At 55.5% G+C, this 20,200-nt stretch carries 19 protein-coding genes and 1 pseudogene; 15 read left to right on the forward strand and 5 right to left on the reverse strand.

Annotated elements, in window-relative coordinates:
- Together ACTG39_RS12785 and ACTG39_RS12790 are read right to left on the reverse strand one after the other, a co-directional pair.
- A pseudogene (locus ACTG39_RS12785) lies at nucleotides 1–274 on the reverse strand (HAD family hydrolase); the annotation flags it as partial.
- 3 nt (nucleotides 275–277) lie between these two features.
- Complete coding sequence (locus ACTG39_RS12790; RefSeq protein ID WP_439107956.1) at nucleotides 278–1,219, reverse strand: aminotransferase class IV; 942 nt, start codon at nucleotides 1,217–1,219, stop codon at nucleotides 278–280.
- A 132-nt stretch (nucleotides 1,220–1,351) separates the two neighbouring features.
- Here ACTG39_RS12790 and cmoA point away from each other — a divergent pair, with 132 nt between their 5' ends.
- Both cmoA and cmoB read left to right on the forward strand, forming a co-directional pair.
- Nucleotides 1,352–2,098 (forward strand): carboxy-S-adenosyl-L-methionine synthase CmoA, encoded by a 747-nt coding sequence (gene cmoA, locus ACTG39_RS12795; protein WP_439107957.1) that lies wholly within the window; start codon nucleotides 1,352–1,354, stop codon nucleotides 2,096–2,098.
- Nucleotides 2,095–3,069, forward strand: coding sequence for a tRNA 5-methoxyuridine(34)/uridine 5-oxyacetic acid(34) synthase CmoB (gene cmoB, locus ACTG39_RS12800; RefSeq protein WP_439107959.1), 975 nt, complete (start codon nucleotides 2,095–2,097; stop codon nucleotides 3,067–3,069). The genes cmoA and cmoB overlap by 4 nt, the downstream gene beginning before the upstream one ends.
- Before the next feature lie 138 nt (nucleotides 3,070–3,207).
- On the opposite strand, the gene lon is transcribed toward cmoB, so the two are convergent.
- Nucleotides 3,208–5,700: an endopeptidase La gene (gene lon, locus ACTG39_RS12805; RefSeq protein WP_439107960.1), complete on the reverse strand. Its 2,493-nt coding sequence runs from the start codon at nucleotides 5,698–5,700 to the stop codon at nucleotides 3,208–3,210.
- A 169-nt stretch (nucleotides 5,701–5,869) separates the two neighbouring features.
- Nucleotides 5,870–6,217, reverse strand: a complete 348-nt coding sequence (locus ACTG39_RS12810) for a DUF1820 family protein (RefSeq protein WP_439107961.1) — start codon at nucleotides 6,215–6,217, stop codon at nucleotides 5,870–5,872.
- Nucleotides 6,218–6,432: 215 nt separating this feature from the next.
- On the opposite strand from ACTG39_RS12810, the gene miaB reads away from it, so the two are divergent.
- The 13 genes from miaB to ACTG39_RS12875 all read left to right on the forward strand — a co-directional run bounded on the left by miaB (nucleotide 6,433) and on the right by ACTG39_RS12875 (nucleotide 19,599).
- On the forward strand, nucleotides 6,433–7,773 hold the full coding sequence (gene miaB, locus ACTG39_RS12815) for a tRNA (N6-isopentenyl adenosine(37)-C2)-methylthiotransferase MiaB (protein ID WP_439107962.1): 1,341 nt from the start codon (nucleotides 6,433–6,435) through the stop codon (nucleotides 7,771–7,773).
- Between the two features lie 39 nt (nucleotides 7,774–7,812).
- On the forward strand, nucleotides 7,813–8,844 hold the full coding sequence (locus ACTG39_RS12820) for a PhoH family protein (RefSeq protein ID WP_439107963.1): 1,032 nt from the start codon (nucleotides 7,813–7,815) through the stop codon (nucleotides 8,842–8,844).
- Nucleotides 8,844–9,332, forward strand: a complete 489-nt coding sequence (gene ybeY / locus ACTG39_RS12825; protein ID WP_439107964.1) for an rRNA maturation RNase YbeY — start codon at nucleotides 8,844–8,846, stop codon at nucleotides 9,330–9,332. Before ACTG39_RS12820 ends, ybeY begins: the two co-directional genes overlap by 1 nt.
- On the forward strand, nucleotides 9,332–10,174 hold the full coding sequence (locus ACTG39_RS12830) for an HlyC/CorC family transporter (RefSeq protein WP_439107965.1): 843 nt from the start codon (nucleotides 9,332–9,334) through the stop codon (nucleotides 10,172–10,174). Before ybeY ends, ACTG39_RS12830 begins: the two co-directional genes overlap by 1 nt.
- Nucleotides 10,171–11,715 (forward strand): apolipoprotein N-acyltransferase, encoded by a 1,545-nt coding sequence (gene lnt, locus ACTG39_RS12835; protein WP_439107966.1) that lies wholly within the window; start codon nucleotides 10,171–10,173, stop codon nucleotides 11,713–11,715. Before ACTG39_RS12830 ends, lnt begins: the two co-directional genes overlap by 4 nt.
- Before the next feature lie 65 nt (nucleotides 11,716–11,780).
- Nucleotides 11,781–14,240, forward strand: coding sequence for a leucine--tRNA ligase (leuS, locus tag ACTG39_RS12840; RefSeq protein WP_439107967.1), 2,460 nt, complete (start codon nucleotides 11,781–11,783; stop codon nucleotides 14,238–14,240).
- Nucleotides 14,241–14,277: 37 nt separating this feature from the next.
- Nucleotides 14,278–14,793 (forward strand): LPS-assembly lipoprotein LptE, encoded by a 516-nt coding sequence (locus tag ACTG39_RS12845; protein ID WP_439107968.1) that lies wholly within the window; start codon nucleotides 14,278–14,280, stop codon nucleotides 14,791–14,793.
- An 8-nt stretch (nucleotides 14,794–14,801) separates the two neighbouring features.
- Nucleotides 14,802–15,836: a DNA polymerase III subunit delta gene (gene holA / locus ACTG39_RS12850; protein ID WP_439107969.1), complete on the forward strand. Its 1,035-nt coding sequence runs from the start codon at nucleotides 14,802–14,804 to the stop codon at nucleotides 15,834–15,836.
- Nucleotides 15,805–16,266: a GFA family protein gene (locus ACTG39_RS12855; protein ID WP_439107970.1), complete on the forward strand. Its 462-nt coding sequence runs from the start codon at nucleotides 15,805–15,807 to the stop codon at nucleotides 16,264–16,266. Before holA ends, ACTG39_RS12855 begins: the two co-directional genes overlap by 32 nt.
- Nucleotides 16,267–16,399: 133 nt before the next feature.
- Entirely contained in the window at nucleotides 16,400–17,257 is an 858-nt protein-coding gene (gene imuA / locus ACTG39_RS12860) for a translesion DNA synthesis-associated protein ImuA (RefSeq protein ID WP_439107971.1), read from the forward strand.
- A gap of 179 nt (nucleotides 17,258–17,436) precedes the next feature.
- The gene (locus ACTG39_RS12865) at nucleotides 17,437–17,874 is read left to right on the forward strand and encodes an OsmC family protein (protein WP_439107972.1); all 438 of its coding nucleotides are present in this window, start codon (nucleotides 17,437–17,439) and stop codon (nucleotides 17,872–17,874) included.
- A gap of 7 nt (nucleotides 17,875–17,881) precedes the next feature.
- Nucleotides 17,882–18,088, forward strand: coding sequence for a DUF2788 domain-containing protein (locus tag ACTG39_RS12870; protein ID WP_405272795.1), 207 nt, complete (start codon nucleotides 17,882–17,884; stop codon nucleotides 18,086–18,088).
- 83 nt (nucleotides 18,089–18,171) lie between these two features.
- Nucleotides 18,172–19,599 carry a Y-family DNA polymerase gene (locus ACTG39_RS12875; RefSeq protein WP_439107974.1) on the forward strand — a complete coding sequence of 476 codons (1,428 nt, stop codon included), beginning with the start codon at nucleotides 18,172–18,174 and terminating at the stop codon, nucleotides 19,597–19,599.
- Nucleotides 19,600–19,988: 389 nt separating this feature from the next.
- Here the strand turns inward: ACTG39_RS12875 and ACTG39_RS12880 are convergent.
- On the reverse strand, nucleotides 19,989–20,200 hold a 212-nt coding region (locus ACTG39_RS12880), incomplete at its 5' end, for a hypothetical protein (protein WP_439107975.1).

Raw genomic sequence — 20,200 nt, forward strand, 5'->3', positions numbered from 1 at the left:
CCATGTCCGGCAAAATATGCTGGGTCATGTGCTTCTGATAGTAGAGCGCGGCGGGGGCATCGGTGCACAGAGCTTGAGCAACATCCTGCCAGCGCTGCGATTGGCTGGACAATATGTCTTCGCGCCCGGGATGATCCAGCCCTGTTGTCGCCAGATAAGCGGCATAAAACGGCTCATCAATTACCGCGCTGTCACTCCTGTTCTCGAAGGAGCGCATCATTGCGGTACTAATATTTCGCGGTCCCGACCACATCGCTACCCGCCGGACGTCCATAGTTTACGCCTGGCCCCGGGCGTGCGTGCGCCCCTGCCCGTCAATGTAGTCTGCAACATACTGACGATAGGCTGACTGCAGTTGCGTCACCACAGGGCCGCGCTCCCCACTGCCAATCCTTCGTCCATCAACCTCACGCACAGGCGCCAACCCCGCAAAGGTCCCGGTGACAAACGCTTCTTCAGCGTTATAGACGTCAGTGAGTGTGAAATTGCGCTCCTTCACTGTCATACCCTCAGCAGCAGCAATATTCAGCACCTTGCGCCGGGTAATGCCATCGAGACAGTAGTCGCCGGTGCTGGTCCACAGTTCGCCTCGGCGCACGATGAAGAAATGCGTGGAATTACAGGTCGCCACGAAACCATGGGGATCCAGCATCAGCGCTTCATCGCAACCTGCCTTAGCTGCCTGAATGCAGGCCGTCACACAGTTCAATTTGGAGTGCGTATTCAGAGTGGGGTCTTGTACATCGGAATACCCCCGTCGCACGTGGACCGTAAACAGAGTGACGCCGGTTTCTACCGTCTCGGGAAGCGCAGTTTTGTACTCCGGAATAATCACAATGGTCGGCGGCGTAACAGTCATTCGGGGATCTTGATAAGGCGTGGATTTAACACCACGGGACACCATGAGTCTTATGTGCACGCCATCGTGCATGTCATTGGCCGACAGAGCTCCATAGAGTCGACTGCTGAGCAGCTCTCTATCAACGCTGACCTCAAAGTCGAGGGTATGCATACCCTCGTACAGACGATCCAGATGCTGCTCAAGAAACAATATGGTGCCGTCCTCTACGCGCAGACCCTCCCACACTCCATCACCCAGCACAAAACCCGAATCAAATACCGATACCATGGCTTTTTCCCGCGGCAACAACTCCCCGTTGATGTCGATGAGAATGTTCTGATTGCGATCGGCGCCGCTGTATTCGTGAGTGCCTTGCATAGCAAAATCCCTGCTTTCGAAAATGGGTAATGAGCATTGAAAAACGCGTCGCATGCTACCATGCGCGACACGAACGACTGAGCCTTGGGTACCCACCCTTGGTGTATACATTCTGAAGAAAATACAACGCCCGTGACCGAAAAATCCACGCAGCCTAAAGCCGATACGCTTTTCAGCGATCCCCTGCGAGCGCCCGGACCCTTCCGTTTTGACAGCGAAGTTGTGTCTGTCTTTCCGGACATGATCCGTCGATCGGTTCCCGGTTATGAGACGGTGATTGCCATGTCCGGGCTGTTGGCCGGACGCTTTGCAAGACCCGAGAGCGTTGTCTACGACCTGGGATGTTCTCTGGGTGCAAGCACTCTGTCGATGCGTCAGCATATTGATGTCCCAGACTGCAAAATCATAGGTATTGATAATTCATCCGCCATGATCGCGCGCTGTCAGGACCTGATTGCGCTGGACACACAAAGCGTGGAGGTCGAGTTGCGGGAAGAGGACCTCCTTCAGAGCAACATTGAAAACGCGTCGATGGTTGTTCTTAACTACACGCTGCAGTTTGTTCCCATGGAGGAGCGTCCTGCCCTCCTGGCTCGCATCGCTGACGCGCTGCTGCCCGGCGGCATTCTGGTGCTATCCGAAAAAGTCGTATTCCCCGATGCGTCGCTCAATCAACTAAACATCGATCTTCATCATGATTTTAAGCGTGCCCACGGCTACAGCGATTTAGAGATTGCCGGCAAGCGGGACTCTATTGAAAACGTTCTGGTACCGGAATCCATAGAACAGCATCGCCAGCGACTGGCGGATGCGGGCTTTAGTTCCAGCGACGTATGGTTTCAGTGCTTTAACTTCGCCTCAATCATCGCCCTCAAATGATCGACATCCAAAGTCTTCAGAAGCGCTGGGCGGATGGACCTTTGGAGCCCTGGGCTAAGCTCCTGACCGAGCAAGTAGCAGCTGGTCTCTCTGTGTTGCGTCACGGCGATATTCCGCGATGGCAGGCAGCTTTAGAATCTTTGCCGGAGATTCACGTCGACAACGCTTCACTAGATGCTGCAAGCGTGACTGTGAGCGCCCAGGATTCTATGAGCGAAACCACGAGGGAAAAGCTGGAATCAGCCTTGCGCGGACTCTGTCCCTGGCGAAAAGGCCCCTACGACTTATTTGGACTTGCCATAGACACGGAGTGGCACTCCGATTGGAAGTGGGATCGACTCACTCCGCATATAGCGCCTTTAGATAATCGTCGGGTGCTGGATGTTGGCTGCGGCAATGGCTATCACTGTTGGCGCATGCGGGGCGCCGGAGCGAACGAAGTAATAGGGATCGACCCGTCACCCCTGTTTGTCATTCAATTTGCCGCTTTGCAGCGTTACCTGCAGGACCCGGCAGTGGCCGTCCTTCCCATGGGCATCGAAAAACTACCGCCGAAGTTACACGCCTTTGACACCGCGTTTTCTATGGGTGTGCTCTATCACCGACGCTCGCCGATGGAGCACCTGATGACCCTTCGGGACAGCCTGCGCAGCGGTGGAGAATTGGTTTTAGAAACTCTGGTCATCGAGGGCGACGAGAGACAGTGCCTGGTACCCCAGGGACGCTACGCTCGCATGGGTAATGTGTGGTTCATCCCCAGCTCCGCCATGCTGGTGCTGTGGCTCGCAAAGCTGGGTTGGAAGAACCCCCGGGTCGTTGATGAATCGGTCACCACGACAGATGAACAGCGCTCTACCGATTGGATGAGTTATCAATCTCTGGCGAATTTTCTGGACCCGAATGATCCGACATTGACGCTCGAAGGTTATCCAGCACCGCGAAGAGCTGTGGTGATAGCTGAGGCTCCTTAAACGACTTGTAACTACTTACAAACAGTTACAAAACCTCACAACTAAATACAGCTAAGTTGTTCGATTCATCAGCGTACTTCCAGCATCGCTTGAATACGTGATCAGCAGTACTCCGAATACAAAGCTAGTTATGATCAATCAGTGCAAGGACTTCCCTCGCCGATGATCCTCAAACACCGTTTCAAACACATCCCGGAAGTTACGCGCGAAGTGCACGTTAATGCCTTCACTGAGATAATCCGGTAGCTCCTCGAAATCTCGACGATTGGCGTGTGGCAAGATCAACTCCATGATCTTGGCGCGCCTTGCGGCAATCACCTTCTCGCGGATACCGCCCACCGGAAGCACCTGACCAGTAAGTGTCAGTTCTCCCGTCATGGCCAAAGGCCGACGAATTCGCTCCTTGCGAGCTAAGGAAACAAGCGCCGTGGCAATAGTGATCCCCGCGCTTGGTCCGTCTTTGGGCGTGGCACCCTCGGGTACGTGCAGATGCACCATGCTGGTATCAAAAAAGTCCGGATCGCAGCGGTAATCCTTCAGGTGAGAAATCACAAAGCTGTAGGCAATGTCTGCCGACTCTCGCATGACATCACCGAGACGCCCCGTGAGCTTGAACCCGCGGTTTAAGGTATGAATGCGCGAGGACTCAATAGGTAGTGTCGCGCCACCCATAGCTGTCCAGGCTAGGCCCGTGGCCACGCCAATCCCGCGTTGCGGCTTTTCGGGCTGAAACAACGGCTTGCCCAGCAGGTCGTCGATATCCCGCTTGCCTATGCGGCGCTTCTCAACCACCTCAGCTTGAGACTTTCGCCTGCCCGTACCGCGGCCCTTCACAAAACCCACAATAGATTTACGCATGATTCGCGAAAGTTGTTTTTCCAGATTTCGAACGCCCGCCTCGCGACAGTAGGACTCAATCACATACTTAAGTGCCGGGTCGTTGATCTTGAGTTGCTCTTCTTTGAGGCCATGACGCTCAAGCTGCTTGGGCCACAGATGATTTCGGGCGATGGCGAGTTTTTCTTCGGCCACGTATCCCGACAGACGCAATGTTTCCATGCGATCAAGTAGCGGGCCCGGAATCGTATCCAGCTGATTAGCAGTGCAAACAAATAGCACTTTGGAAAGATCGACTCTTAAATCGAGATAGTGGTCGAGAAACTCACTGTTCTGCTCAGGGTCCAAAACTTCTAAAAGCGCCGAAGCAGGATCGCCTCTAAATGAAGCGCCAATTTTGTCGATCTCGTCGAGCATGATAACTGGATTGGCGACTTTGACTTCTTTTAGCGCCTGCACAAACTTACCGGGCATGGCGCCCACATAAGTGCGGCGGTGACCTTTAATTTCTGCCTCGTCTCGCATCCCCCCCAGACTGAAACGATAAAACTCCCGGCCCAGAGCATCTGCTACGGAACGCCCGATACTCGTCTTACCGACTCCGGGCGGCCCCACCAGTAACAAAATGGAACCGGCGATTTCACCTTTGAATGAGCCGACTGCCAGAAACTCCAGAATGCGATCCTTTACATCCTCCAAGCCGTCGTGATCCCGATCGAGCACCCCTGCGGCGTGTTTGAGATCCAGGTTGTCTTCGGACGTAAGTCCCCAGGGCACCTGTGTCGCCCAGTCGAGGTAGTTTCGCGTCACCCCGTATTCGGGTGATCCAGGTTCCAGCACCGAGAGTTTCTGCAGTTCGTCATCGATACGCTCACGAACAGCATCTGGCAGTATCAATGACTCCAGACGCGCCTCAAAACGTTCCGCGTCCGAGGTGCGATCGTCTTTAGAGATACCCAGCTCTTTCTGGATAACCTTCATCTGTTCCCGAAGAAAGAACTCGCGCTGTTGGTCCGTGACCTTCTCGTTGACCTGCTCGGTAATCTTGCCCCGCAGTTGAGCGACTTCACGCTCCTTGCTCAATAGGGTAAGTACCTTCTGCATGCGTGACTGAAGCGGCAGAGTCTCAAGAATTTCCTGGAGCTGATCGCCGTTCGCCGTTGTCAGCGCAGCGGAAAAATCCGCCAACAAGCCAGGTTGGTTGGGATTGAAGTTGGCGATGTAGTGACGCAGCTCCTCACTGTAAAGCGGATTCAGAGGAAGCAGCTCCTTTACAGCCTGGAGCACCGCCATGGCATAAGCCTTAACGTCATCGCTCTCGCGATCACCCTGACTTCGTGGATATTCCACCTGCACCCGGTACGGTGCTTTGTCGCTGAGCCAACGTACGATCCGGAATCTACGCACACCCTGCGCCAAGAATTGGCCGGGATTCTCGTTAATTACGGGCGGGCGATGCAGACGCACCACACAGCCCATCTCAGGAAAGTGTCGCGGCTCGGGCTCCCCGCCGCTGAGTTGGCTAGGGTCGACGTAGGCGAGGCCCACAACGCCATTGGACTGATCCATCACCGCTTTGATGGTGCCGCCCCATTCCTCGGGATCCATGCCCACGGGCTGCACCTGCCCCGGAAAGAAGGGCCTCTGCGGGACAGGAATTAGGTATAGCGAATCAGGCAGTACATCGTCGGCCACCGCCGGTGTCCCGGACTTAAGGACAGCCTCATCGTTGACGATCTCTGCGCTCAGGTCCAAGCCTGGCGATGCCCGATCATCTGTTTTGTCGTCTTGCATAAGAAATCCTCTGCTTAGACAAAATAGATGGGGGTCACGGCGCCGATTTCAACCAGCCTGCGAATGTGGCCGCGAGCGAGGCTTGGCGTGGATGCGTTCGAGCGAACGAGTCACCCAAATCTTTTCTCGGGAGCCGGACGTGTCCGCGCCTAGCCGATTGTTGAAGCTATTAGTCGTCGCTGCTACGAGGTTTCGCGGGTGACGAGGGCATAGGAAAGGAGGTCACGTTGGTGTTTTCGCCAGGCTTCACGTCGGAAATCTTGGCGACACCCTCTTTGGCCACTTCATCAATGCGGATGACCGAGTGCAGGGGGATGTAACTGCGCTGAACGCCGCTGAATTCGGTTTTGAGCTTTTCTTCGGCGGGATCTACAAGGATCTGCGAGCGCTCTCCAAAGAGCAGTTCTTCAACTTCTATGAAGCCCCACATATCGCTTTGGTAGATCTGACGCGCAAAGATCTCTACGACCTGATTGCCGTTCTGAAAAATAACTTTGTACACAGGACTGCTGGGCATAGCGATTCCGTTTACTCACTTAGGCTGTCCGAACGACCTTCTGGTGCGTCGGATTGCCGCGTTTTAGCGGGCGCGAGAGTCTACCTATCCTGCAGCGGGAATACCAGCGAATTTGCTGGGCAGAGGCCCAAAGCGGCGCTATACTCCGCGGCCCTTTTAGAGAGGGTCTCACTGTGCACAACAGCTGCACAGGAGTGCCAACAAGGTCAGGAGCGGTGAGCAAAAAAGTCTACGTCAAAACCCACGGATGCCAGATGAACGAGTACGACTCTGCGCGCATGCAGGATCTGCTCGTAGACAGTCATGGACTCGTGCCAACGGACCGCGAAGACGACGCCGATGTCATCCTGTTGAATACCTGCTCTATCCGCGAAAAGGCTCAGGAAAAGGTTTTTCATCAGCTGGGTCGCTGGAAGAACCTCAAGCAGAAAAACCCCGAGCTCATTATTGGGGTGGGCGGCTGTGTTGCCAGCCAGGAAGGAGCAGACATCGGTAAGCGTGCTCCTTACGTTGACCTGGTATTCGGCCCCCAGACTTTGCACCGCCTGCCAGAAATGCTCGACGAGCGCCGGGGCAGTGGCAATCTGGTTGTGGACATCACCTTCCCCGAGATTGAAAAATTTGATCGTCTTCCCGAACCCAGCGTCGAAGGCCCATCGGCATTTGTTTCAATAATGGAAGGCTGCAGCAAATACTGCAGCTTCTGCGTCGTCCCGTACACCCGGGGGGAAGAGGTTTCCCGGCCTCTGGATGATGTAATTGCCGAAGTCGCCAGCCTCGCGAATCGCGGCGTTCGAGAAGTCAATCTTCTTGGACAAAACGTTAACGCCTACCGCGGTGAAAGCCACGAAGGCGACATCGTCGATTTTGCAGAACTTCTGCATTTTGTAGCTGCCATCCCCGGAATCGATCGAATTCGTTACACCACATCACATCCGGTGGAGTTTTCCGAGGCACTCATTCAAGCCTACGCAGAGATCCCCGAACTTGTGGACCACCTTCATCTACCTGTGCAGGCGGGCTCTGATCGAGTACTGGCCAACATGAAGCGTGGCCACACGGTGCTTGAGTACAAATCCAAGATTCGCAAGCTCCGCGCTATTCGACCCAACATCAGCCTGTCTTCAGACTTCATTATTGGCTTTCCCGGTGAGACCGAGGCCGATTTTGCAGCAACTATGAAGCTAATAGACGACATTGGCTTTGATATGTCCTTTAGTTTCATTTATAGCGCCCGGCCAGGAACGCCCGCTTCGGACCTCAACGACGACACGGACGAAGAAACCAAAAAGTCACGGCTGCACATTCTCCAGGCAAGGATCAACCAACAGGCTCAGGCGATCAGCCGGCACATGGTCGGAACCCGTCAGCGTATCTTGATCACAGGGCCTTCTCGTAAAGATCCAGGGCAATTACAGGGCCGCACGGAGAACAACCGAGTGGTCAATTTCAGTGCGGACGATCACAGCCTCATTGGGCAATTTGCCGACGTAACCATTGGCGAAGCCCTGCCCAACTCTCTTCGCGGTGAGTTGATACCGGGAACCGCGGGTTGACTGTGGCGAATTCGTGACTATTCTTGCAGTTCACAGTACATGGCTAGCGCCACCAACAACAATTTGACCTCAGAACCTCCCAGTCCGGGGGGGCAGACTCTTGGTCTGACCCTCGAACCTGACGATGCACGACATCTTGCGGCCCTGTGCGGGCAGTTTGACGCGCACCTGCGTCAAATCGAAGAACGTCTTCAGGTAAAGATAAAGTCTCGCGGCAACCGCTTCTCTATAGAAGGGGATGCAGAAGCCGTCGCCACCACCAGCGCCTTGCTGGAGCATCTGTACGCAGAAGTTTGTCAGGGCATCGCCGTGACGCCAGAGTCTTTGCATCTGCAGCTACAGCATGCGGGGGCGGAAACAGCAGCGGACGGCAGCACGGCGCAGTTACAGGTAATCCGCACTCGTAAGGGCTCGATTAAGCCGCGCGGACGCAATCAGCAGACCTACGTACGCTCTATTCAAAACAACGATATTAACTTCGGCGTGGGTCCCGCCGGTACCGGAAAGACCTATCTTGCCGTGGCCTGCGCGGTCGAGGCATTACTCGAAGAGCAGGTTCGCCGTATCCTTCTGGTTCGTCCCGCCGTGGAAGCAGGCGAAAAGCTCGGCTATCTGCCGGGAGATCTGAGTCAAAAGGTAGACCCGTATCTGCGTCCCCTTTATGACGCGCTCTACGAGATGCTGGGTTTCGAAACCGTCAGTAAATACATCGAGCGCAGCATCATCGAGGTTGCTCCTCTTGCATTTATGCGCGGACGAACACTCAATCACTCGTTCATTATTCTGGACGAGGCCCAGAACACGACCCGGGAACAGATGAAAATGTTCCTCACCCGTATTGGCTTTGGCTCTACCGCCGTCATTACCGGTGACGCAACACAGATCGATCTGCCTCGAGGAACTCAATCTGGACTCACCCATGCGGCGAATATTCTCGAAGATGTTCCCGGCATAGGTTTTACCTGGTTTGCCAACAGAGATGTTGTCCGCCACCCCTTGGTACAGCGAATCGTTGCTGCCTACGAAAGTCATGACGCGAATACGACAAGTCTGGAGAAGAGTAAACCCTGATGCTCACCCTCGACGTATTTCGGGAAACTGTCGAGAAATCTCCGGATGATCAGACCCTCCTACGCGCGGCGGAATGCGCTTTAGCGCTTAGCGATACAAACCCCAACAAGAGCTGGGAAGCGGGTCTACGCATTGTTGATGTTCCCGAAATGCAGCAACTCAATGCCCAATATCGCGGCAAGGATCGACCCACCAATGTGTTGTCTTTTCCGGCTGAATTACCTGAGGATGTCACCCTCGACCTGCTGGGAGATATCGTCATTTGCGCTCCGGTCGTACAGGAAGAGGCCGCAAGCCAGGGTAAACCCCTTGCCGCACACTGGGATCACATGCTGATTCACGGTGTGCTGCATCTACTAGGTTTTGACCACGAATCTGACGCTGAGGCGACACACATGGAATCCCTGGAAACTCAGGCGCTGGCAACTTTAGGCTGGCCCTGTCCTTACCATGCCGACAGTTTGAGTACGGCAGAGGGAGCGGCCTGATGACCGATGACCGTAACGGCAACGAAGAAAAGTCTCTTCTTGGTCGCATAGCCCAGGCTTTTTCTTCGGAGCCTCGCAGTCGCGAGGATCTTCAGGAGATTCTGCAGCTGGCGATGGAGAACGACATCATCGAGGAGGACTCTCTGTCCATTATCGATGGTGCCATGCAGGTCAGTGGCATGCAGGCACGGGACATTATGGTGCCACGCCCACAGATGGTGGTAATCAAGGCGGACAGTACGCTTGCCGAAATACTGCCGCATATCTCCCTCAGCAAACACTCCCGCTACCCTGTGATCGGTGAAAGTCCGGACGATATTTTGGGCATCCTTCTGGTCAAGGACTTGCTCCCGCAGATTCTCTCCGATGATCGCGAAAGCTTTGACGTTCGCCAGCTGCTGCGTCAAACCGTGGTGGTTCCCGAGAGCAAACGTCTGAACGTGTTGCTGCGAGAGTTTCGCGAGAATCGCAACCACATGGCCATCGTCATCGACGAGTACGGCGGCGTCGCGGGTCTTGTAACCATCGAAGATGTGTTGGAAGAAATCGTTGGCGAGATCGAAGACGAAACGGACGAAGAAGAAGATCAGTTTATTCGTCGCATCGCCGACGACGATTTCTTTGTGCGTGCACTGACACCCATCGAGGACTTCAATGCCTACTTCGAAGTGGCTTTTAGCGACGACGAATTCGACACCATCGGTGGACTGGTGATGCACGCCTTTGGACACATGCCCACGCGTAATGAAATCACGCATATCGAGGGCTTTGAGTTCAAGGTTATCAATGCTGATCAACGAAAGATTCACAGTCTGCGTCTCCGTCCACCCGGCGCGGAATGAGCGACGCTCCTAGCGCTCCCGGCACCACCCCCAAAAGCGCCCTGCCTCGCTGGCAGGTATTGCTTCTGGCTCCTCTCGCCGGCGCTCTCATCACGCTTTCTCTGGCGCCCTTCGATCTCTGGCCCATGGCGGTTATGGGCTGTGCGATCTACGCCTACCTGCTTGCGAGCTGCACCCCGGGACAAGCCCTATGGCGCGGCTGGCTCTTTGGTTTTGGTTTGTTCGGCTCTGGCGCCTCCTGGGTCTACGTCAGCATTCATGTCTACGGCAATGCGGGCGTTTTCCTCGCCGGCTTTTTGACACTCGTCTTTTGTGCGGGGCTGGGCCTGCTCCATGCGCTTCAGGCGTGGCTGTACACCCGCGTAGTGAGGCCACTCCCAGGTGGCATGCTGCTGGGGTTTGCCGCATTCTGGGTGCTCGGAGAGTGGCTGCGCAGCTGGCTGCTGACGGGTTTCCCCTGGCTGTACCTCGGTTACGCCCATGTCGACACCTGGCTTGCAGGGTGGGCACCGATAACCGGCGTTTACGGTCTGTCTTTTGCCGTGGCCTTTACCGCAAGCTGCGCTTTCTTAACCTGGAGAAGCCCCCAACCGGCGACAGTACTGAGCTATGGCGGACTTCTCGCGACGATGTGGGGTGGCGGCTTGATGCTCAAACCCATCGAGTGGGTGGCTCCCGCCAGCGAGGAAGCTCTGAGCGTCGCTATCTACCAGCCCAATATCCCGCTGGAGCAAAAATGGGACCGCAGTCGCTACCAGAGCATTCTCAGCCAGTATGAACGCGCCGTCCGCCCCATGTTCACGCAGGACCTGGTGCTATGGCCTGAATCCGCCATTCCTCGCGTCGCCGATCGCGCGGGAGACTTTCTGGATCCCATTGCCCGCCGCGCTAGCCTGAGCGACACCGTGCTCATTACCGGCATCCCCACCCGAGATGAAGGCCGCTACTTCAACAGCATCATCGCTCTGGGACAGGGCAAAGGGCAGTACGACAAGCAACGACTGGTACCTTTTGGAGAATATGTACCCCTGGAGGAACAACTCCGGGGGCTTATCGACTTCTTTGATCTGCCGATGTCCAACTTCAGCCGGGGCTCGAGCAAGCAAGGCCCTCTGCAAGCGGGTAATCACCGCGTCGGACCCCTCATATGCTACGAAATCGTCTATCCGGAATTAGTCGCTCGGAGCGCACAGCAAGCAGAGCTATTGATTACCATCAGCAATGACAGCTGGTTTGGTGCGTCCATTGGCCCGCTGCAACACTTACAAATGGCGCAAATGCGCGCGCTGGAGAACGGACGCTACCTCCTTCGCGGCACCAACAATGGTGTATCAGCAATCATTGATCACCGCGGCCACATCGTCTCGCGCACCGAACAGTTCAAGGAAAGCACCCTCACGGGGAGCGTTCAGGTCATGCTCGGCAACACACCGTTCACCAGCTTTGGCTCCCTGCCCTTGCTCATTGCCCTTGGACTGCTTCTGGGCAGTATGGGGCTCATGTACCGAATCCTTTGGCGAGACGTCGATAACGACGACTAAGGCTTCGCCGGAAAACGGGTTTACTGCTACCATGCGCCCTCGAAAAAATGCACCCAGCAGAGCCCATGGAACATTACTACGACCCCCAAAATCTCGAGCGTGACGCGCAAACGTTCTGGAGTAAAAACCGCAGCTTTGCAGCCAAAGACACTCTGGAAGGGGAGAAGTTTTACTGTCTGTCGATGTTCCCCTACCCCAGCGGCAAGCTGCACATGGGACATGTTCGCAACTACTCCATCTCGGATGCCATAGCGCGCTACCAACGCATGCTGGGCAAGAATGTCCTTCATCCCATGGGCTGGGACGCCTTTGGGCTACCTGCCGAAAACGCCGCCATTGCAAACAAAACCGCACCGGCAAAGTGGACGCATAGCAACATCGGCCACATGCGCGAGCAGCTCAAAGCACTGGGTTTTAGCTTTGACTGGGAGCGGGAGCTAGCCACCTGCACACCCGAGTACTACCGCTGGGAGCAATGGTTTTTTACCCGACTGTACGAGAAAGGCCTCGTGTACAAGAAAATGGCGACCGTGAACTGGGATCCCGTGGATCAAACGGTCCTCGCCAACGAACAGGTCATTGATGGCAGAGGCTGGCGTTCGGGCGAGCTCATCGAGCGTCGGGAAATCCCCCAGTGGTTTATCCGTATTACCAGCTACGCCGAAGAACTCCTCAACGACCTGGACAAACTCGAAGGCTGGCCCGAGGCGGTGCGTACCATGCAACGCAACTGGATTGGTAAGAGTCGCGGCGCTGAGCTGGCTTTTGGCCTTGAGGAGGCTATTGCCGGACAGGACCGTATCGAGGTCTATACCACACGCCCCGACACCCTCTTTGGCGTCACCTATGTCAGCCTTGCTGCGGAGCATCCCATCACCCTTGCCCTCGCCGCAGATAACCCTGCGCTGCAGGAGTTTGTTGAGCAATGCAAAAAAGCCTCTGTCGCTGAAGCCGACATGGCGCAGGCTGAAAAACTCGGCATGGACACCGGGCTCCGGGCAGTTCATCCACTTACCGGCGAACAAGTGCCCGTATGGGTAGCGAACTACGTCCTTATGGATTACGGCTCGGGTGCGGTTATGGCTGTTCCCGCGCACGATGAGCGTGACTACGAATTTGCCAGCAAATATGACCTGCCCATAAAAACCGTGATTTGCGATGCCGAGGGACAAGCCGCTGATGTGAGCGAGAACGCCTATACAGATAAAGGCGCACTCACAGCATCCGGTGACTTTGACGGGCTGGGATTTGATGAGGCTTTTGAGCGCATCGCCGCGCGACTCGAAGAATTAGGCGCTGGCAAAATCACGACCCAATACCGTCTGCGCGATTGGGGCGTCTCCCGACAACGCTACTGGGGCACACCCATACCCATGCTCAATCTTGCCGATGGCGGTGAGATACCTATCCCCGCTGACCGCCTGCCTTCGCTGCTGCCCGAAGATGTGGTCATGGATGGTGTCGCGTCTCCAATCAAAGCGGATCCCGAGTGGCGCAAGTTTGACCTTGATGGCCAGGCCTGCGAGCGAGAGACCGACACCTTTGACACCTTTGTGCAGTCATCCTGGTACTACGCACGGTTTACCTGCCCGGAATTTGCCGAGGGCATGCTCGATAAAGAGCGAGCGGATTATTGGTTACCGGTAGATCAATACGTAGGGGGTGTTGAGCACGCGATTCTGCACCTGCTTTACGCGCGCTTTTTTCATAAGCTCATGCGCGACGAGGGCCTACTCAGTTCTGACGAGCCGTTCACCCGTCTCCTGACGCAAGGCATGGTGCTTAAAGACGGCGCCAAGATGTCCAAGTCCAAAGGCAATACGGTAGATCCGCAGTCGCTCATCGATAGCCATGGTGCAGACACCGTGCGACTGTTTAGCCTGTTTGCCGCCCCACCGGATCAGTCTCTCGAGTGGTCCGAGGATGGCGTTGAAGGCGCTCACCGCTTTGTTAAGCGTCTATGGCGGCTCGTTCACGAACATACCGATCTCGGCCCCGCTCCTGCCTTGGAGAGCGATGCTCTCGAGGGAAATGAGCGCGATGCCCGGCGCAAAGTGCATGAAACCATTGCCAAAGTCAGTGATGACATGGGTCGACGTCAGACCTTCAACACTGCCATCGCGGCGATCATGGAGCTGTGTAATGAACTGGGGCGCCTATCCCCGGACAGTGCTCAATCGCGCGCCGTGCTGCAGGAAGGCCTGGACGCCGTAGTGCGCATGCTTGTTCCTATCGTGCCGCACATTTGCCACCACCTTTGGGGGCTTCTGGGGGGTGATGGCGATATCTCCTATGCAGCCTGGCCCACGGTGGACGAGACCGCATTGTTCCGGGATAGCATCGAAGTCGTGGTTCAGGTCAACGGTAAAGTTCGCGCTCGTATGGAAGTGCCTGCAGACGCGGACAAAGCCGCCTTGGAAGCGGCCGCGCTGGTCGAGCCTAACGCCCAGCGTTTTATAGAAGGTAAGACCGTGCGCAAGGTCATAGTGGTACCGGGCAAGCTTGTGAACATCGTGGTCGGTTAGACTAAGCCCTATGCTCATGTCCCACAGCACTGTAAAAATGAAACCCGGAGTCGCAGGCTTTTCGATGATCCTGTTGCTGTGCCTGGGCATCACTGCCTGCGGTTTTCAGTTGCGGGGTACCGGGGGTGGCTCAGCGTTGCCGGCTGAGTGGACCCGCATGTATCTGGCCTCCAATGACCCCAACGGTGAGCTCACTCGGATTGTTAAATCCACCTTTAGTGCCAGTGGAATTATCTGGGTACCTCGCGAGGAGGCACAGCATATTCTTCGTCTGGGGCCCGAGAGATTTAGTCAGCGCAATCTTTCGGTGAATGCGCAGGCCCGCGCCGCCGAGTTCGATTTGGTAATGAGCACCGAATTTATAGTTTTTGGCAGCGATCGCGAACAGGTCATGGAGCGCACCAGCGCCTCGGTCAATAAGCAAATGGAAAACGACCCCCAGAATGTTGTGGGCAAGGCTGAGGAGGTTCGGGTGTTACAGGGAGAGCTGCGCCGGGAGCTGGCGACGCAAATTTTGCGCAGGATTAGTTTTTTCGCTGCGAACGTCGAGTAACAACGTCCATGCGCATCTACCCCGAGAAGCTTGCCCAGGATCTCGATCGCAGCCTCCACCGCGTGTACCTCATCAGTGGTGACGAAACGCTTTTGGTGCAGGAGTGCGCTGACCAGGTCCGCGCCGCCGCGCGCCGCGCTGGCTGCCATGAGCGACATGTTATCGACAGCAGCGATCGTAGTTTTACCTGGCAGGACCTAAACCAGGACTCGAGCAGCATGTCCTTGTTTGCCGAGCAGCGTCTCATCGAATTGCGCATTCCTAACGGCAAGCCCGGCACGGAGGGCAGCAAAGCTCTTCAGGAATACCTCGCCCACGCGTCCGAGAGCGACACACTGCTGATCGTCGCAGGCAAAATCGACAAAGCCAGCACAAATAGCAAATGGTACAAGGCCATCGATCAGGCGGGCGCTACCATCCAGCTCTGGCCTGTGAGTGCAGATGAGCTCCCGCGCTGGCTTGAACGTCGCGCCCGAGGCATCAACTTATCCATCGATCGCGATGGTCTGGCCCTGCTCGCCGAGCGAGTCGAAGGCAACTTGCTGGCCGCCGTACAGGAACTTGAAAAACTCCGCCTCCTTGCGGGCGACAGTACCGTGACAGCCAGGCAAGTTGCAGACGCCGTCGCCAACAGCGCCCGCTTTGATACCTTTGCGCTTATCGATGTAGCACTGGCCGGACGCGCGGAGGACAGTTTGCGTATGCTTCACGGGTTGCGCTCAGAAGGCACCCAGCCGCCCGCATTGCTCTGGGGACTGGTCAGAGAACTACGCTTGTTACGCGCTCTTTTACAGGCTGTAGCAGCCGGGCGTCAGCCCATGCAGGCAATCAACGAGGCCCGCGTCTGGAAAAGCCGGCAATCGGTGATTCAGGCCGCCATGCGCAGGCACTCAGTTGGCAGCTGTGAGGAGCTGCTGTCTTTGGCAGCTCACGTTGACGGCTGCATCAAGGGTTACGCTCAGGGCGATCCCTGGGAGCAAACAGAGTGGCTGATCACGGGTCTTGCACGCGATGGCAAGCCGACACTCTCGCGATCAGCATAAGGTGACAGGTCTCTCCACACAGACTGCCCCCATCATCGGCGCCTGTAACTGTGGTGCGGTTCAGTTTGAGATTAGTGCCGACGTGTCAGATGTCTATATATGTCACTGCTCTATTTGCCGACGCTCCACGGGCAGTAATGGGATCGCCGTCGTAGTTGTGGATAACGAGGCTTTTCGCTGGACTGCAGGAGAAGACAGTATCTCCACCTGGCGAAAACCGGATGTCGACTGGCAAACGTGGTTCTGTCGCCAATGCGGGTCTCGCCTGCCAGGCGCTAACGATGCCGAACGCACCTTTGTCCCCGCAGGCCTCCTCCTTGAAGGCAGCGGGTCTCTCGCAGTAAAGCACCACATTTTTGTGGACTCGAAGGCTGACTGGGATGAGATCGGCGATAAAGGCTGCCAGCACCCCGGGGCCTTTGGCAGCTAGACAGACGCAATAGCGACCTTCGCGAAGCACCGGCAGTAACATGTCTTAATAGGCGACAGGTCAAAAGTATTTACTTGCAGGATGCTCCCTTTAAGACTACTGTTTTTATATACAGTACTTTTGGAGAGCAGCGATGTATCAGGATTCAGGCAATACTTTACCCGGCAACCCGCACGACAACCCACTCAGTAATTCTGTACATCAGCTGTCCGGGCGCCTAGCTGCAAAGAAAATCCCTGAGAGCCTGCACAGCGTCATAAGCCGCCGTGATACCTGGCTCGGCTATAGTGATTTTGCCAGTTCGCCGCTCATTGATAATGCCCAGGACAAACAGCATAGCGCCGATAGCGCCGCGAACAGCGACCTTCACTACCATCAACGTATCCCTACCGGTTTTGGTGCACTGGATGCTCGTCTGTGTGAGCAGGGCTGGCCCCTGGGCACCTGCATAGAAGTCATGAGTGACGCCTCGGGCATGGGGGCCATGGGTTTATTTCTGCCGGCCATGGAAGTTCTCAGTCGGCAAGAGCGCTGGCAGGCATTCGTCGCACCCCCCTATACGCCTTACGCCCCCCTCCTTGCAGCTCGAGGAGTAGACACCCAGAAAGTACTCCTGGTTCACCCCCGAGAGCGTGAAGAACTGCTCTGGAGCACCGAACAAGCTTTGCGCAGCGGCACCTGCAGCGTAGTTTTCAGCTGGCTGGGAAATGGCGAGTATCGCTATGCTGAGCTGCGAAGACTCCAGCTGGCAGCGGCACGCGGCAATACCTTAGCCGTGTTATTCCGGTCTCAGGACGCCGCACATCAACATGCCCCGACAGCGTTGCGCTTACAGATGAATGCTTACCGGCAGGTGCATATCCTCAAACAGCGCAGTGGCATGCAGGGCATCGATGTCTATTTACCCCCTGAGGATGATATTCCGCACCAGCCTCAACTTTGGGAGTTGCCGAAAGACGCAGTATCTCCAGAGAGTCGTGTCGCCTCTTAGCCTAATCTGCTACTTGCTACCTGCTACCTGCTACCTGCTACCTGGAATCTGGCATCTGGCATCTGCAACAACAGCAAACCAGTAAGCCTGGAGTTTATCCGCCTATTCCTGTCATGAGTGCTCTGCCCTAAAATGCGGGCACTTAATGACCTTCGTTTTTCTGAACAGGAATAGCCACCATGCAAGATTTCCCTCACCACTATCAGGTTAGTGGCAGCGCTACAGCTGACAGCCCCGTTGTACTTACCGCCGAAAACGTCTCAGAAATTGTCACTGCGCCACCCGCAGAGTTTGGGGGGCCAGGCGACAAGTGGTCACCAGAGTCATTACTCGTCGCAGCCGTAGCGGACTGCTTTATTTTGTCATTTCGGGCCATCGCCCGAGCATCGAAACTGGAGTGGAGCGATCTTCAGTGTCAGGCATCAGGCACCCTGGACCGCGTAGAGAGAGTCACACGATTCACTGGGATCAACGTAGAAGCTACGCTAGTCGTGCCCGCCGGAACAGATGTCGAAAAAGCTGAAAAACTCCTACACAAAGCCGAACAAAGTTGCCTGATCACAAATTCACTCATAGCGGACAGCATGCTGAGCACAAACATTACGGTGGACGACTAGAACTTTCATGGATCAATGGTTAACGGAGTACGGCGTCACTATAGGTGTCGGAGGACTGATTCTATTCATGGTGTTTATCGTCTGGGATCTCGCCAAGCGCAGTAATGCCGGCGTGTTTGGCACAATGATCCTCTATCTTGCGCTCGCTCTGGGCGTTCTAGGCTTTGTGATCAAGATTGCCATCAGCTACCTGTTAGAGCGGGGCATGAATTAAAACGCAGTCTTTTCGCTGAACGGGTATCGCTATACAGCAGAAAATTAAGTACTGTATAAATATACAGTACTTAGAATTTCAGCATGCAACTCTGGTTATGCCTGCGCCTTAGCGAGCTGGCTGTTCAATGCCTTCCTCAGCGGCGCCCCCAAGCCCTGGCAGTCGTCGATCGACAGCGTATCTATGCCGTCAACGCAACGGCCAGTCTGCTGGGTCTGGAGCCCGGTATGGATCCGGTAGCCGCCAGAAGCCTCGCAGGAGATAGCCCTCTACAGCTTTTGCCCCGAGATCCCAATGCCGAGGCTCAGGCTCTTGAAAGCCTTTGTTGCTGGGCCTATGGCATCACCCCACATCTCTACCCATTTAGGGGAGACTGCCTGATGCTTGAGATTGGCGGCTCCCTCCGGCTTTTTGGGGGCAGCGACGCCATTATTCGTCACGCCCGACAAGGTCTCGCCGGTCGCGGTTACAGCGCTGACATTGCTTTGGGCACGACACCACTGGCCGCCTGGGCTTTTTCGCATACAAACAGCCAGGCCCTTGCATCAAGTGATTACTCCAAGAAAGAACAGCTCAACAAGCTCTCCCTACAAACACTTGAGCCCTTACACGAGCAGTTCGAAATACTGCAGCGCAGCGGTTTCAATACTCTTGGAGAGATCCTCGCCCTACCCAGCGCATCTTTAAACCGGCGCTGCGGAGCGCAGTTTCGAGAACTTCTCCAACATTTAAGTGGCGAGGTGGTTGCACCGCCTGTCCACTTCGAGCCTCCCAACTGCTTTGTAGACAGCTACCCTTTGGGCTATCCCGTGCAAAACCAAGATGAGCTAGGGCCCGCTCTGGAACAACTCTTGGCATCCCTGGAGGATTACCTTCGCCAACGACAACTACAAACTCGGCAAATCGTCTGGTATTTCTCAGGATTAAACAATTACCGGGAAATGCTGGATGTGCGTACCAGCGAAGCGCGCACCCCACGACAGGACTGGTATCGCCTCACCCGATTACGCCTGGAGCGACAGCCTTTTACTCAGGAAGTCGAGCTCGTACAGCTGCGCGCCGAGCAACTGGAATCGGCAAAGCCCAGCAGTGGAGACTTGTTTCGCCAGGCCAGCCAGTCAGAGCCCACAAGCCAGTTAGTAGATCTGTTAAGCAATCGGCTCGGTTCTCAGGCGATTAACAGCCTTTACCACCGGGACGCACACTTGCCAGAACACAGCTCCACTCAGGGTCCGTCCGGGACCGTAGGCAACCTCCCTCCCGTCGATTCGGCCCAACGTCCCTTCTGGTTGCTCTCGGAGCCCGAGTTGTTACGCCGCGAAAAAGAGGAGCTACTGTTCTGGGGCAGCCGTCTGGAGCTTATCTATGGACCAGAGCGCATTGAAGACGGTTGGTGGGAGTGCGGTACCAGTCGTGATTACTTTGTGGCGCGCAACGCGCAGGGACAGCGCTTCTGGGTATTTCACGAGCGTCGAAAGCAGCGTTGGTTTATGCAGGGTTTCTTTGCATAAACCGCCATAAAGCTCGATAAATTATGGCAATATTATTACAAATTTATGAAAACTATAGCTTTTTAGGCTGTTCTGAGCGTATTATAGAGCCCTGCCTAGCACAGCTTTATGTCATTTATGTGACAGTTTGTAATAAAACACTGAGGAGCGGCGCAAAATAGGCATGGAATTTAAACCTCGGGCACAGGCACGACAATAAAGAATCGGACGGCAAAGAAACACAAAGTAAACCGGAAGAATCGGAAAAATCGGAAGTCTGCGTGACCCACATCGCCGTGAGGCGAAGGAGACACACTATGTACAACACACAAAACTCACATACCCGCTTATTCAAAACAAGCCCGCTAAAAAACAGCTTGCTTATCGCAGCGAGTGTTTTAGGCCTCTCATTAGTACCGCTGCAGGCAAGCGCTGAAATCACTCAGGATTGCATCCTCGAAGGCACCGTCGACATGCGGAAAGCCCAAGAGCTTGGGCAACCCGTCTATGTTAAGTTTCGGAATGCCCGTCGAGGCACTGAAGCCGGATGCAGCCTTAACCGACGTACCAAGAGCCGCCGCGTGCAGTTCATAAGCACCCCGGATACCACTACTGTTGAAAA

The sequence above is a fragment of the Congregibacter sp. genome (assembly GCF_965662665.1).
Classification (GTDB): Bacteria; Pseudomonadota; Gammaproteobacteria; order Pseudomonadales; family Halieaceae; genus Congregibacter.